The 13,075-nt window shown below is 70.9% G+C and carries 10 protein-coding genes and 1 tRNA gene; 6 read left to right on the top strand and 5 right to left on the bottom strand.

The features are described 5' to 3' along the window. Positions 1 to 102: 102 nt before the first annotated feature. The 4 genes from QMK28_RS02305 to QMK28_RS02320 form a co-directional block, all read right to left on the bottom strand. On the bottom strand, positions 103 to 2,037 hold the full coding sequence (locus tag QMK28_RS02305; protein WP_326435247.1) for a galactose oxidase-like domain-containing protein: 1,935 nt from the start codon (positions 2,035 to 2,037) through the stop codon (positions 103 to 105). After that, a complete protein-coding gene (locus QMK28_RS02310; protein ID WP_326435248.1) occupies positions 2,034 to 3,944 on the bottom strand; it encodes a glycosyltransferase family 2 protein in 1,911 nt (636 codons plus the stop codon). The genes QMK28_RS02305 and QMK28_RS02310 overlap by 4 nt, the downstream gene beginning before the upstream one ends. A 327-nt stretch (positions 3,945 to 4,271) precedes the next feature. Next, on the bottom strand, positions 4,272 to 4,952 hold the full coding sequence (locus tag QMK28_RS02315; protein ID WP_326435249.1) for a FadR/GntR family transcriptional regulator: 681 nt from the start codon (positions 4,950 to 4,952) through the stop codon (positions 4,272 to 4,274). A 131-nt stretch (positions 4,953 to 5,083) separates the two neighbouring features. Continuing rightward, positions 5,084 to 5,157, bottom strand: a tRNA-Lys gene (locus QMK28_RS02320). A 441-nt stretch (positions 5,158 to 5,598) separates the two neighbouring features. Here QMK28_RS02320 and QMK28_RS02325 point away from each other — a divergent pair. The 6 genes from QMK28_RS02325 (at position 5,599) to QMK28_RS02350 (ending at position 12,791) form a co-directional block, all read left to right on the top strand. Further along, entirely contained in the window at positions 5,599 to 7,014 is a 1,416-nt protein-coding gene (locus QMK28_RS02325) for a peptidoglycan-binding protein (protein WP_326435250.1), read from the top strand. Between the two features lie 11 nt (positions 7,015 to 7,025). Next, positions 7,026 to 8,789: an SPFH domain-containing protein gene (locus QMK28_RS02330; protein WP_326435251.1), complete on the top strand. Its 1,764-nt coding sequence runs from the start codon at positions 7,026 to 7,028 to the stop codon at positions 8,787 to 8,789. A 54-nt stretch (positions 8,790 to 8,843) separates the two neighbouring features. Further along, positions 8,844 to 9,671 (top strand): nucleoside/nucleotide kinase family protein, encoded by an 828-nt coding sequence (locus tag QMK28_RS02335; protein ID WP_326435252.1) that lies wholly within the window; start codon positions 8,844 to 8,846, stop codon positions 9,669 to 9,671. A 71-nt stretch (positions 9,672 to 9,742) separates the two neighbouring features. Next, entirely contained in the window at positions 9,743 to 10,333 is a 591-nt protein-coding gene (locus QMK28_RS02340) for a lytic polysaccharide monooxygenase auxiliary activity family 9 protein (protein ID WP_326435253.1), read from the top strand. A 259-nt stretch (positions 10,334 to 10,592) separates the two neighbouring features. Continuing rightward, on the top strand, positions 10,593 to 12,203 hold the full coding sequence (locus QMK28_RS02345) for a GMC family oxidoreductase (protein WP_326435254.1): 1,611 nt from the start codon (positions 10,593 to 10,595) through the stop codon (positions 12,201 to 12,203). Between the two features lie 135 nt (positions 12,204 to 12,338). Further along, positions 12,339 to 12,791 carry a nuclear transport factor 2 family protein gene (locus tag QMK28_RS02350; RefSeq protein ID WP_326435255.1) on the top strand — a complete coding sequence of 151 codons (453 nt, stop codon included), beginning with the start codon at positions 12,339 to 12,341 and terminating at the stop codon, positions 12,789 to 12,791. An 88-nt stretch (positions 12,792 to 12,879) separates the two neighbouring features. Here the strand turns inward: QMK28_RS02350 and QMK28_RS02355 are convergent, their stop codons facing one another. Continuing rightward, entirely contained in the window at positions 12,880 to 13,026 is a 147-nt protein-coding gene (locus QMK28_RS02355; RefSeq protein ID WP_326435256.1) for a hypothetical protein, read from the bottom strand. Positions 13,027 to 13,075 lie beyond the last annotated feature (49 nt).

Consider the following 13,075-nt stretch of genomic DNA (forward strand, 5'->3'; position numbering starts at 1 on the left):
GTCCGTCCGTTCGGGACCGGGGGCGCTGCGCTGCCCGTAGGCGATTCGTACGGGGCGGTGCCCGTTACGGGGCGGTGCCCGTTACGGGGCGGTGCGGCCTCGCTACGGCACCTCGACCCAGACGCCCTTGGACGGCGTCCCCTGGTCGTCGGTGACGAAGAGCATGTACCAGCCGGCCGGGACCAGCGTGCGGTCCTTGGGCATCGCGACCGTGATGCCGTCCTTCGTCTTCTTGAAGTCCAGCGCCACCGACCGCTGGTCGACGTCGGTGACATGGGTGACGGCGCTCGGCCGCATCAGCCGCGCGGTCTTGATGCTGGAGGCGTGCTTCGTCGTGAACGTCGCCGAGCCGCCGCGCTTGATCCGGTCGGGCCCGGATTCGAGCTTCGGCCGCGAGTCGCGGTAGAGGTAGGGCGGGGTGTAGATCTCGATGCGCTTCTCGAAGACGCCGGGCTTGGTGTTGTCCTTGTCGGCGTAGAGCGAGTCGGAGCCGAAGATCATGACCCGGCCGTCCGGCAGCAGCAGGGTGCCGGAGTGGTAGTTGCGGCCCACCTCGGGGTCGGCGACCTTGCGGAACTTGTTCGTCTTCGCGTTGTAGAGCTGGGCCTTGAGGATGTTGCTGCCGCCGCGGCCCCGGTAGTCGCCGGAGCCGCCGGAGACGAAGACCGAGTCGTCGGGCAGGATCGAGCCGCCCGGATAGCGGGTGCCCTCGGACAGCGGCGCGCCGTCCTTGAACCGCGGGTCCTTCTCGGTGAGGTCGACCAGCCGGGTCTTCTCGCTCGACTTCTCCGACTCGCCGACCCCGCCGCCGCCGATGACCATGAACTTCTGGTCCTGCGCGGGCGGCAGCATGACCGACATCGAGGTCTCCAGGACCTTCGGGTCGCTCATGCCGGGAATCGGGTCGAAGCCATTGGTCTTGAGGTCCCAGAGGCCGGGCTTGCGGCCCTTGTCGGCAGGGCCGTATCCGGCGTTGGAGCCGGAGTAGAAGATCTTGCCGCCGCGGGTGAGGAAGAGCGCCGGGTACGTCGGGAAGAAGCGCCGGTCGGGCAGGTACGTCCAGGTCTTGGTCTTCGGGTCGTAGACCTCGTTCTTGCCGGGGACGACCTGGCCGATCTCGTCGAGGCCGGAGACCGAGAGGATCTTGCCGTCCTCCAGCGTGGTCAGCGTCGGGTACCAGCGGGCCTCGTTCATCGGGTCGACCTTGATGTACCGCTCGGCCACCGGGTCGAACTCGAAGGAGTCCTTGATGCCCTGGAAGTCCTTCTTGTCGAAGGACAGCTTCTGCGCCATGCCGTAGAAGTTGCGGGCGTCCGCGCCCTTCAGGCCCTGGACGCGGTAGTTGTCCTCGGTGCCGGTGGAGTATTGCTTGCCCGCCTTGCGGGCCTCCACGTAGACCCGGCCCAGGCCGGGGTCGTTGCGCAGGAACCGGCCGGTCTTCTTGTCGAAGACCTTCTTGGCGCGCGGCGCGACCACCGGGTCCTTGGACCGGAACGTCTTGCCGTTCTTCTTGCCGGTGAACAGGGTGCCGGCCGGGAAGGTCTTCGGCGCGTCGGGGTCCTCGTTGTGGATGATCATCAGGCCGCCGGCCTTGTCGATGTCGCCCTGGAGCTTCTCGTAGCGCTGGGTGCCGCCGGCCACCAGCAGCTTGCCGTCCGGCAGTTGGCTGTGCCCGGCGCAGAACAGGTCCTTGGGCGTGTCGATGTTCTTGTACGTGTCCTTCTGCGGGTCCCACAGGACCGTGCGGAAGGTCTTCGAGTCGAACATCTTGGCGTTGTTGCCCGAGCCCGCGACGAGCAGCACCTTGCCGGTGTGCAGCAGGGCGGCGTGGATCGTGTTGATCTGGTAGTCGCCGGGGATGCCGAGCTGGTCCCAGTGGCCGTTCTTCGCCTTGTACTCCGGGCGGTTGATCTTGTAGGCGTGGTATTTCTCGGTGCCGAAGCGGTAGAGCGCCGGTCCGTTCATCCCCGCCAGCACCAGCACCGCCGCCGCACCGATCGCGAGGCGGCGGGTGCGGCGGCTGGGTCGGTACTTCATGTGTTACGTCCCCCAAGAGCGGTCTGCATGGTGTGGTCGGAGCCGGCCCAGGCCGGCGTGGCCGGCTCCGGTGGCGCCGGGGCGGGCGGCTCCGCGCCGTCGCCGCCCGTCGAGCGCCGCTTCTTCTCCCGGCGGGTGGTCCACCACCAGGCGAGGATCGGCGAGGCGGTGATGACCAGGGCGAGCGTCGCCCAGACGATCATCGCGGGATGGCTGTGGCCGAAGTAGAACGAGGCGGCCAGCGATCCGCCGAAGACCAGCAGGAAGAACAGATGGACGCGGAACGTCCCGAAGAGGGTGTCCGGACTGGACGAGTCGCCCTTCGGCGTCACCACGAACGTGCTCTTGCGCCGCAGCACGGCGTCGAACAGCGAGCGGGCGTAGATCGGCGCGGACAGCGCGGACATCAGCATGCCGGCCAGCCCGCCGGAGCCCTCGGGCTCGTGCGGCGAGACGTTGTGCCGCCGGTTCCAGATGTACAGGCCGATCTGGAGCGCGGTGGCGTTGCCGTAGAGCATCATCCACATGGCCGGGTCGATCTGCACGCCGGAGGCGCCGAACCCGAGGAACAGTGTGCAGCTCAGGGCCGCGAGGATCCAGTTGAGCGCGCTGATCGGATAGAAGATCACCATCAGCGTGTAGTTGAACAGCTTGCCGATGGGCAGCGTGAAGATGCCCCGCCAGAACTGCTTGATGATCGTCTCGTAGGTGCCGCGGGACCAGCGCAGCTGCTGAGTGAAGAAGTCGGTCCAGGCGGTGGGCCCCTCGCCGACCGCCAGGACGTCCGGGGTGTATACGGACTGCCATTTGCGGCCGGTGGCGGGGTTGCTGTGCCGGTGCAGCTCGAAGCCGGTCGCCATGTCCTCGGTGATCGAGTCGTACAGGCCGCCGATGCCCTTGAGCGCCGTGATCCGTACGGCGTTGCTGGTGCCGACGAACATCGGGCCGCCGTAGCGGTTGCCGGCCCGTTGGATCAGCGCGTGGAAGAGGAACTGCTGGCTCTCGGCGGCCTTGGTGACGGCCGAGTCGTAGTTGCCGTAGACCTGCGGGCCGATGACGAAGGCGATGTCCGGGTCCCGGAAGAAGCCGAGCATCCGCTCCAGGTAGTTGGGCAGCGGGACGTGGTCGGTGTCGACGGAGGCGAAGTACTCGTAGTCGTCGCCGTGCGCGTCCAGCCAGGCGTTGTAGTTGCCGTGCTTGGTCTTGGCGCGGTGCGGGCCCTTGGGCTGGTTCCACTTCGCGACGCCCTTGCGGCTGAAGTGGTGCACCCCGAGCCGCGCGCACACCCGCTTGACCTCGGTGTCGTCGCCCTCGTCCAGCAGCCATACGTGCAGCAGGCCGCGGTGCCGGAGCTTGACGGCCGCCTCAAGGGTCTTGGTCACCATCTCGATCGGCTCTTTGCCGGGCACGAAGGAGGTGAGGAAGGCGACCTTGGTGCCGTTCTCGGGGACCACCGGGATCGGGTCCCGGGCGACGAGCGTCGCATGCGCGTTCGACAGCACGTTCATGGTGCGGAACAGCTCGATGAGCCCGATGGAGATCAGCATCACCGCGTCGAGGATCAGCAGCGCGTCCGAGGCGTTGTCGCGCCGGGTCCAGTGCGCGGGCTGCATCAGCCAGGCGAGCAGGCCGAGCGAGACCAGCGGGGCCGCGCCGAGCAGCAGGGCGGCCCGGACGCGGTGCGGCTCGTCGGCGAGCAGGCTGCGGTAGGCCACCTTGTACGGCTTGTCCGGATCGGGCTGCGTGAGCGGACCGGCGAGTCTGCTGTAGTGCTCGTAGTCGTAACGCGGCAGTGGTGTGCGCTGCCCCTTTCGCGGCCCGGTCCGGTGCTGGCCGGGTATGCGCAGGCGTGTCGTCGCGGAAGAGTCGTGTGCGGTCTGTCGTGCGCCGGTCGGCGTCGACGTCATGAGTCCATCCCCCCGCACGCAAGCTGGCTGCGTGTTCGTTGATCAGACGCCCGACCTACCGGTCCCCCACGACCGAACCAGGCGCGACAATGTCTTCCCGCCGTCCTGAAGACACAGGACGGCTGACTTCCGGTTGCATGATTCCACCCCTGAAATCCCGCGACCGGAGAACCCCCCAACTCCGCCCCTCACCCATCGCATTGGTACAGAGTGAGCCTTTGGCTTCAGCTCAGGGTCTCGGATGCTACCTCGTGATCGCAAGGGAGAAACAAGGTGTTTACCGGGCATAGCCAGGCAATGAGACCGAGCTGATGCCGGATACGGACATCAATGGACGTTCGAACTCCGCAAGCGCTTGCGGATATTCCCGAAATGGTCACGTATCGCCTGCTCCGCCCGGACCGCGTCGCCCGAGCGGACCGCCGCCAGGATCTCCCGGTGCTGCGAGCAGGTGATCTTCGGGTCCTGGTGGACGTCGGCCAGGTCGGTTCTGACCCGGTGGAAGGCGTCCCAGAACGCTTCGAGGACCTCGCTCAGCAGCGGATTGTCCAGCCCGCGGTAGAGCGCCGCGTGGAAGGCCCGGTCCGTCTCGGCCCGTACCGCGCCGGCCGCCGCCTCCTGGGTCATCCGCTCGACCAGCGCGTCCAGCTCGGCCGGATCGGCTTCCGGCGCCCGGCCGACCAGCCGGGAGATCAGCCCGGTCTCGACCGCCTCGCGCAGCTCCAGCAACTGGAGCAGGCTGTCCTCGCCGCGGTAGTGCCCGGCGACGGTGCGGAAGGTCAGGCCCTCGATCATCGGGGCCATCGACATCGGCCCGACGTAGGTCCCGAAGCCGTGCCGGATCTCGACGATGCCCATCGCCTGGAGCGCTTTGAGGGCCTCGCGCACGGAGTTGCGGCTGACACCGAGCAGTTCCATGAGTTCGGTCTCGGTGGGCAGTGAGGCGCCGGACGGCAGTCGCTGGTCGATGATCAGCTTCTTGATCCGCTCCTGGATGTCCCTCGCCATCCCGCGACTCTGCACCCGAACCTCCGATTTGGCCAGCGGTTCCCGTCTACGCCCCGGAGCCGGGCCGGCGGCCGGAGCCGGAAACGACTCCGGGCTTCCCCGTCGAGGACGGGGAAGCCCGGAGTGTCGTGTGCGCCGCCAGGGACTCGAACCCCGGACCCGCTGATTAAGAGTCAGCTGCTCTAACCAACTGAGCTAGCGGCGCTTGACTCGGAAAATCTTACCCGACACTTACAGGTGCTCCGGACCGGCCATGCGGGGGCGGCTGGGAGCCGGGTGTGACGCCCGCCACCCCGGGGCGGCCGAGGCCCGGAATTCCGTGGAATCACCGCCCTTCTCCGAGCCGTTTCCCCCGCCCGCGCCATTTCCCCCGACGGGGTCTTCGCGGGTTCCCGTGTCGGGCCTTCGTGATTCTCTCCCGGCTGCTTCACGGCGTCCGGGTCCGGCTGCGCCGAATGGCCGTTGGGGCGAAAGTGCCGGGAGGCCGAAAATTCGTGCGGGTCGCGACCGAAAACGCGCCACCGAATCGCTTATGTTGGGTGTGATCGTCATTTGATCCGTCAACCTGCTGTATCTCCGGTCAGTTGAGTAGCCGGTGACTGCGTGGTTGCGCGACGCGTCCGCAATCGGCCCGGAGGGGGCTTCCATGACGGTGCCCGCATTTGTCGATGTAGAACCCGCGATCGATTGCGACTGCGCGGGCTGCATTCATGAACGGCGCGCGATGCTGCGGGCGACGGCAGTGCAGCACGGCGGCCACCCCGGAGCGCGCGGCCTGCGCCGGGCCGTCCTGCTCGTCGCGGCTGCGGGCGCCGTGCTCAGCGGCGGCGCGGGCGCCGCTGTCGTCGCCTGTCATCCTTTCGGCAGCAGTCCCGGCAGCGGCCCCGGCAGCGGTCCCGGCAGCGTCTCCGCCAGTGGGAAGAGCGTGCTGATGAAGACTGCGGTGACCTCGGCGAACGGGCCGAGCGCGGTCGCATCCGGCACCGGGAAGGCCGCTGCGCGCGAGGCCGCGCCGCCGTCGCCCGGCACCCCGCAGGGGGCGGCCGGCGGGCTGTTCGGCGGGGCCGGGAGCGGCCGGAGCGTCACGCCGGCCGCGGACCGGCCCCGGCCCGCGAGCCGGGCCGAGATCATCAGCCGCGCGCAGCAGTGGGTGGACCAGCGGGTGCCGTACAGGGCGAGGGGCTACTGGTCGGACGGCTATCGGCAGGACTGCTCGGGCTTTGTCTCGATGGCCTGGGGCCTCGGCAGCAATCAGTGGACGGGCAGCCTCGCGCAGTTCGGCATCCCGATATACAGAAAAGAAGACCTGCTGCCGGGCGACATGCTGCTGTTCCACAATCCCAGGAATCCCGCGTCGGGTTCGCACGTCACCCTCTTCGGCGGCTGGGCGGATTCGGAGCGGACGCAATACATCGCGTACGAGCAGACCTGGCCGCACACGGTGAAGCACAGCACGCCTTACGCTTACTGGAACAACTCCGGCAGGTATGTCGCGTACCGCTACAACCATCTCGTGGGGGCTGAGAAAGCAGACGGATTTCCCGGTGCGGACGCCTTCGGGTTCGGGGCGGACAACCGTCACGTCACCCGGCTCCGCGAGATGCTCGTCCGGCGCGGAGGCGCGACGTTCTACACCTCGGGGCCGGGTCCGCGCTGGTCCGACGAGGACCGCAGGGCGACCGAGGCGTTCCAGGAGGCGCAGGGCTGGACGGGCCGGGACGCGGACGGCATTCCCGGGCCGACTACCTGGGACTACCTGGTGAACGGGAAGGGCAAGGACATCGGTGGCGGGAGCACTTCGGGCGGGGCCTCTTCCACGGCTTCCACGGCCTTTCCCGGCAGCCAGTACTTCCGGCCCGGACAGTCGAACGCGTATGTGACCCAGCTCGGCAGGCAGCTCGTGAAGAAGGGCTTCGGCACGCACTACACCTCCGGCCCCGGACCCACCTGGTCCGAGCCCGACCGACGCAATGTCGAGGCGTTCCAACGCGCTCAGGGTTGGCGAGATTCCTCCGCCGACGGCTACCCGGGCCCCGAGACGTGGCGGCGGCTCTTCCGATGACGGAGCAGAACATGGATTCGAAGGCGACAAGCGAACAGCAGGCCGCGGACGCGGCCGAGGAGCAGGGACGGGGGTACGGCGACAGCTTGAGCCAGGGCCGGGAGTCGGGCGACGCGTGGGCTCGCGCGGCAACGGGACACGCTCCGGACGCGGTCGGGCGCCCGGCCGAGAGCCCGACCGAGAGCTGGGACGCCGGGGGCTGGGCCGCCGAGGGGTGGGACGCCGAGGAGCGCGCCGCCGAGGACCGGGCGGCCGAGGAGTGGGCCGCCGAAGGCCGGGCCGGTGCGGCCTTCGACGTACCGGCGGGTGGGACCGGTGAGGCTGATGTGCCCGACGGGGCTACGGCGGGGGAGCGGGGCGCGGGTCTCCTGGCCGAGCCGGTGTCCGCGGGGCCGGGCGCGGGGGCGGCGGGCGCGGAGGCGGCGGCTGAGACCATCGGGTCCGCGTCCGAGGCCCCCTCCGCATCCGCCCCCGCATCCGAGGCCCCGTCCGTTTCCGAAGCCGCGCCGATGGCCGAAGGCGCACTCGTGCCCGCGGTCAAGGCCGTGACCCCGGCCGCAGCCTCCGGCCTGCGGGTCCGCGCCGTCTGGCACGGCGACGGCATCCCCATGGACATGCTCTTCCGCGAGGACGACACGACCGAGCAGCCGCGCGTCCTCGACCCGGACGCCACCGGTTCCGGCAGTGCCCCGGGCGCGACCACCGCCGCCATGGAGGGCATCGCCGCGGCCACCGCGCTCGCGGACACGGCGGCCCGTGCGGACGGCTCGGACCCGATGACCCGGACGAACGCCCCCAGCCGCACCCGGCACCGCGCGCTGGACGCACTCACCGCGCGCCAGACGCTCGCCGTCGACTCCGAGCTGACCGAGCGGCCCGGCCGCGTGCTGTCCGGCTGGCTGGCGCTGTTCGTCGGGCTGCTCGCGTCCGGCGGCTGCGCCGCACTGGTGTGGTGGACCGGCGTCGCCCCCGTACGCACGATGCGCGCCCTCCACCTCCCGGTCCGCGAGCGGCTGGGCTTCGACTCCCGCTACGCCGAGGCGGGCCTGTGGGCGGCGCTCGCCGTAGGCGCGGTGCTCGTGGTGCTCGCGTTCGGCGGCCTCTCCCGGGGCCGGGTGGGCAACGCCTGGGTGCTGACGCTGTGCGGCCGCTACCAGGGGAGCGTCCGGCGCACCGGGCTCGTCTGGATGAGCCCGGCACAGCTCCGCCGCCGGCTGGACGTACGGCTGCGGCACTGGCACAGCGATCCGATGCCGGCCGTCGACGCCAACGGCGTGGCGCTGGTCGTGGTGGTCGTGGTCGTCTGGCGGGTCCGGGACACCGCGCGCGCGATGCTCGGCGTCGAGGACCACGAGGAGTATCTGAGCGAGCAGGTCGAGGCCGCGCTGGCGCGGGTGCTCTCGCAGCTGCCGACCGACGCCTTCCACGCCGACGCGCCGACGCTGCGCGACGCGGAGGCCGTCGGCGACTCGATGACCAGGGTTCTGGCGGCCGAGTGCGAGCCGGTCGGCATCCAGGTCTTCTCCGCGCAGCCGACCCGGATCGAGTACGCGCCGGAGGTCGCGGCGGCGATGCGCCGCAGTCAGATCTCGGCGATCGACGCCAAGCAGCGGGACGGCGTGCTCAGCTCGGTGGTGGACGCGGTGCACGACACGGTCGCCCGGCTGACCGAGCGCGGGCTCGTCGAGCTGGACGACTACGAGCGCAAGGCCCTGGTCAAGGATCTGACCGTGGCCTTCTACACCTCGCGCGAGAGCGCGGTCGACAAGAGCTGACTCCCGGCCGCCCGGGGGCGGATGGTCCGGGCGGCAGCGGGTATGGCGGTGGCCATGGAGATCGACGGACTGACGGCGGACGGACCGGTGCGCGGCGGGCCGGTGCTCGGTGCGCCCGTGCTCGACCGACTGGTCGCGGACGCCTGGCGGCTGACCGAGCGGGGCGGCCCGTCGCGAACCGTACTGGGGCTGGCCGGGCCGCCCGGCGCGGGCAAGTCCACGCTGGCGACGGCCCTGGTCGCCGGCGTCGAACGGCGGTACGGGCCGGGCACCGCCGCGTACGTACCGCTCGACGGCTTCCACCTCTCCAACGCACAGCTGGAGCGGCTGGGGCTGACGTCCCGCAAGGGCTCCGCGCCGAGTTTCGACGTCTGGGGGTACGCGGCGCTGCTTCGCCGGATCGTGCAGCCGCGCGAGGGCGCTGGGGGCGGGGCGAGCGGTGAGTCGGATGGGTCCGGCGGGTCCGATGGGTCCGGCCGGTCCGGCGGGTCCGACGGGTCCGACGGGTCCGACGGGTCCGACGGGGACATCTACGTCCCGGACTACGACCGGACCCTGCACGAGCCGGTCGCCGCCCGGCACCGGGTGCCGCCGAGCGCCCGGCTGCTGGTCACCGAGGGCAACTACCTCGCCCTCGACGAGCCGGGCTGGGCCGATGCCCGCAGGCTGATGGCCGAGGTCTGGTACGTCGAGGCGTCCGACGAGGTACTGCAACAGCGCTTGATGCAGCGGCAGTTGGCGGGCGGTCGGAGCGCGGACGAGGCGCGGTCGTGGGTGGACGGTAATGATCTGCCCAATGGCGAGCTGGTGAAGGGATCGCGGGCCGGCTGCGCCCGAATTCTCGGTTCCATTGGTCTGGACATGACCAAGGGTCAGGTCTAGGCTCCGACTTGGTCTAGACCGCAGCGCCCTCCGTCCCCCAGAACATCCCCCACGTTCTTCAGGAGCGAAGCATGCGTAAGAAGATCAGCGCTGCCGTGCTCGGCCTCAGTCTCGCCGCCGTGTCGATGATGTCGACCGGCAGCGCCAGCAGTCACGGCTACACCGACCAGCCCCCCAGTCGTCAATCGCTGTGCGCCAAAGGGACCGTGACCAACTGCGGCCCCATCCAGTGGGAGCCGCAGAGCGTCGAGGGCCCGAAGGGCTTCCCGGCCGGCGGCCCGGCGGACGGCAAGATCTGTAGTGGCGGCAACAGCACCTTCGCGCAGCTCGACGACCCGCGCGGCGGCAGCTGGCCCGCCACCAAGCTCACCGGCGGCCAGGGCTACAGCTTCACCTGGCGGCTCACCGCCCGGCACTCGACGACCAACTTCAAGTACTACATCACCAAGTCCGGCTACAACCCCAGCAGGGCGCTCACCCGCGCCGACCTGGAGAGCCAGCCGTTCCTGACCGTCAACTACGGGGGCGCGCAGCCGCCCGCGACCGTGGTCCACCAGGGCACGGTGCCCACCCAGAAGGCCGGCAAGCACCTGATAGTCGGCGTCTGGACCATCAACGACACCGGCAACGCGTTCTACGCCTGCTCGGACGTGCAGTTCTAGCGCGCGCCGGCGCTTCCCGAGGTGCTTCCCCGCCGGTACCCGCCGGTCCGAGTCACCCGGTCGCCACGGACGCCCGGTCGCCACGGACACCCTGCCGTAGCGGCCGATAGGTCGGCTTCGCGTGCGCTCCTCGCACGCGGGGCCGACCTGCGCGGTGTGCGACCCCAATGAGCCATCGCTTCCTGGGAGTTCGAGCCGTGTCACCCCCGGTTCGGCGATCTCCGAGCGCGCGAGGGCGGTCCGCCAGCACACTGTCCCTGTGACCAGCCATGTGTACGACTATGTGATCGTGGGCGCGGGTTCGGCGGGCTGTGTGCTCGCCGCGCGGCTGTCCGAGGACCCGACCGTGCGCGTCGCGCTCGTGGAGGCGGGCGGCCGGGACCGCAAGCCGGAGGTGCGCATCCCGGCGGCCTTCCCGAAGCTCTTCAAGACGCCGTACGACTGGGACTTCACCACCACCGCGCAGCCCGGACTGGACGACCGCGAGCTGTACTGGCCGCGCGGCCGTACGCTCGGCGGCTCTTCCTCGCTCAACGCCATGATGTGGGTGCGCGGCCACCGCGACGACTACGACGGCTGGGCCGAGTCGGCCGGGCCCGAGTGGTCGTACGACGAGACGCTGCGCTACTTCCGCCGGGCGGAGCGCTGGACGGGCGAGCCGGCCTCGGGCGGCGTGCACGGCAGCCGCGGACCGCTGTGGATCGAGCCGCCGCGCGACCCGAACCCGGTCTCCGCGGCCTTCCTCGACGCCTGCGCCGAGACCGGCGTCGAGCGGCTGCCGGAGCTCAACGGCCCGGACCACAGCGGCTGCGCGCTCACTCCGCTCAACCAGCACCGGGGCCGCCGCTGGAGCGCCGCGGACGGCTACCTGCGGCCCGCCAGGCGGCGCGCGAACCTCAAGGTCATCACCGGCGCGCAGGTCCGCAAGGTCCTCTTCGACGCGAGCGGGACCCGGGCGACCGGCGTCGAGCTGGCCGACGGCCGGCTGAGCGCCCGCCGGGAGGTCGTGCTGAGCGCGGGCGCGATCGGCTCCCCGCAGCTGCTGATGCTCTCCGGCATCGGCGACCCGGACCAGCTGCGCGAGGTCGGCATCCAGCCGCGCGTCGAACTCCCGGCCGTCGGGCGGAACTTGCAGGACCACCTCGCCACCATGCTGCTGCGGCACTCCGTCGGGCCGATCAGCCTCACCGGCGCGGACACCCCCGCCAACCTGGCCCGCTATCTGCTCGCCCGGCGCGGGCCGCTCACCTCCAACGTCGGCGAGGCGGTCGCCTTCATCCGCAGCGAGGACGGCCTCGCCGCCCCCGACCTGGAACTCATCTGGGCCCCCGGCCCCTTCGTACGGCACGGCCTGACCCCGCCGACCGAACACGGCTTCACCCTCGGCGTCATCCTGCTCCAGCCCGAGAGCAGCGGTCGCATCACGCTGGCCGCCGCCGACGCCGCGCTGCCGCCGGTCATCGACGCGGGCTATCTCAGCGCCGCCGCCGACCTGCGCCGCCTCACCGCCGGGGTGCGCTTCGCCGAGAAGGTCTTCGACGCGGAGGCGCTGCGCCGGTACGTGGCCGGCCCGATGGCCCCCTGGCCGGGACCGGCGTCCGACGAGGTCGTCGCGCAGCACATCCGCGAACACTCCGAGACGCTCTACCACCCCGTCGGAACCTGCCGGATGGGCAGCGGGGACGACACGGTCGTCGACCCGGAGCTGCGGGTGCGGGGCGTACGGGGGCTGCGCGTGGTGGACGCCTCCGTCATGCCGCGCATCACCCGGGGGCACACGCACGCGCCGACCGTCATGATCGCCGAGCGGGCGGCGGAGCTGATCAGCGCGGAGCGGATCGGCGCGAAGATCGGCGCGGAGGCGAGGTAGCGGCCTCGCTGCTCGTGGCCCGCCCAGCCGCCCGGTCCGAGCGAATCTCCAGCGGACCTGGAGCGCGTACGGGCAGCGTGAGCCGGGCTCGTGCCGCCAGGCGCGGGCGGCAGGCCGTTACCGGAGGGAGTCGCCGTGTCTCAGGCGGTCCAGGCAGTCAGTCAGCAGGTCACCGGGGATCTCTACGCGGAGGTGCAGACCTTCTACGCACGCCAGATGCGGAAAGTGGACTCCCTGGACATCGAAGGGTTCGCGGACACCTTCACCGACGACGGATTCGTCGTGCACAGCACCGGCGAGCGGGCCCAGGGCCGGGAGGCCATGGTCGCGGGCATGCGAGCGAGCCTGCCGCGCTACCAGGACATCGCGGTCCGGCACTGGTTCGGGCATCTGCTGATCGAGCCCGACGGGGACGACAGGCTGCGCGTCTCGTACTACACGCTCGTCACTCAGACGAGCCGCGAGGGGAACGTGAGCTTCCAGCCGACCTTCACCGTGGACGACGTGCTGGTCCGCCGGGACGGCCGGCTGCTCACGCTCTCGCGTGTCATCCACCGCGACACCCCGGTGGCGCCGCCGGCCTCGTGAGCGAGCGCGGGGCGGGGCGGGGCGGGCTGGACGTTGCCCGCGCCCCCCGCGCCCCCGCCCCCCGCCCCGCCCCGCGCGGCTCGCCTCGTCAGTCGATGCTGCGCCAGATGTGCGTCTCGGCGACACCCTCGTCGTCGTCCCCGGCCAGCAGCAGAATCGGCGCCGTGCAGGGGGCGTCGTCGGTGCCGGGCCGTTCGTGTTCGTGTTCGTGTTCGACTACAGGGGTGCTCACCATGTCCTCCTCCGTGCCGGAGCGGCCTCGGCCGTCCGGCGGACCTCCGTGG

This window comes from Streptomyces sp. H27-D2 (genome assembly GCF_035828615.1).
Lineage (GTDB): Bacteria > Actinomycetota > Actinomycetes > Streptomycetales > Streptomycetaceae > Streptomyces.

What these genes read in the sequence shown, in the direction of transcription:
- QMK28_RS02305 (WP_326435247.1), bottom strand. Translation starts at nt 2,037, where the DNA reads ATGAAGTACCGACCCAGCCGCCGCACCCGCCGCCTCGCGATCGGTGCG.
- QMK28_RS02310 (WP_326435248.1), bottom strand. Translation starts at nt 3,944, where the DNA reads ATGACGTCGACGCCGACCGGCGCACGACAGACCGCACACGACTCTTCC.
- QMK28_RS02315 (WP_326435249.1), bottom strand. Translation starts at nt 4,952, where the DNA reads ATGGCGAGGGACATCCAGGAGCGGATCAAGAAGCTGATCATCGACCAG.
- QMK28_RS02325 (WP_326435250.1), top strand. Translation starts at nt 5,599, where the DNA reads ATGACGGTGCCCGCATTTGTCGATGTAGAACCCGCGATCGATTGCGAC.
- QMK28_RS02330 (WP_326435251.1), top strand. Translation starts at nt 7,026, where the DNA reads ATGGATTCGAAGGCGACAAGCGAACAGCAGGCCGCGGACGCGGCCGAG.
- QMK28_RS02335 (WP_326435252.1), top strand. Translation starts at nt 8,844, where the DNA reads ATGGAGATCGACGGACTGACGGCGGACGGACCGGTGCGCGGCGGGCCG.
- QMK28_RS02340 (WP_326435253.1), top strand. Translation starts at nt 9,743, where the DNA reads ATGCGTAAGAAGATCAGCGCTGCCGTGCTCGGCCTCAGTCTCGCCGCC.
- QMK28_RS02355 (WP_326435256.1), bottom strand. Translation starts at nt 13,026, where the DNA reads ATGGTGAGCACCCCTGTAGTCGAACACGAACACGAACACGAACGGCCC.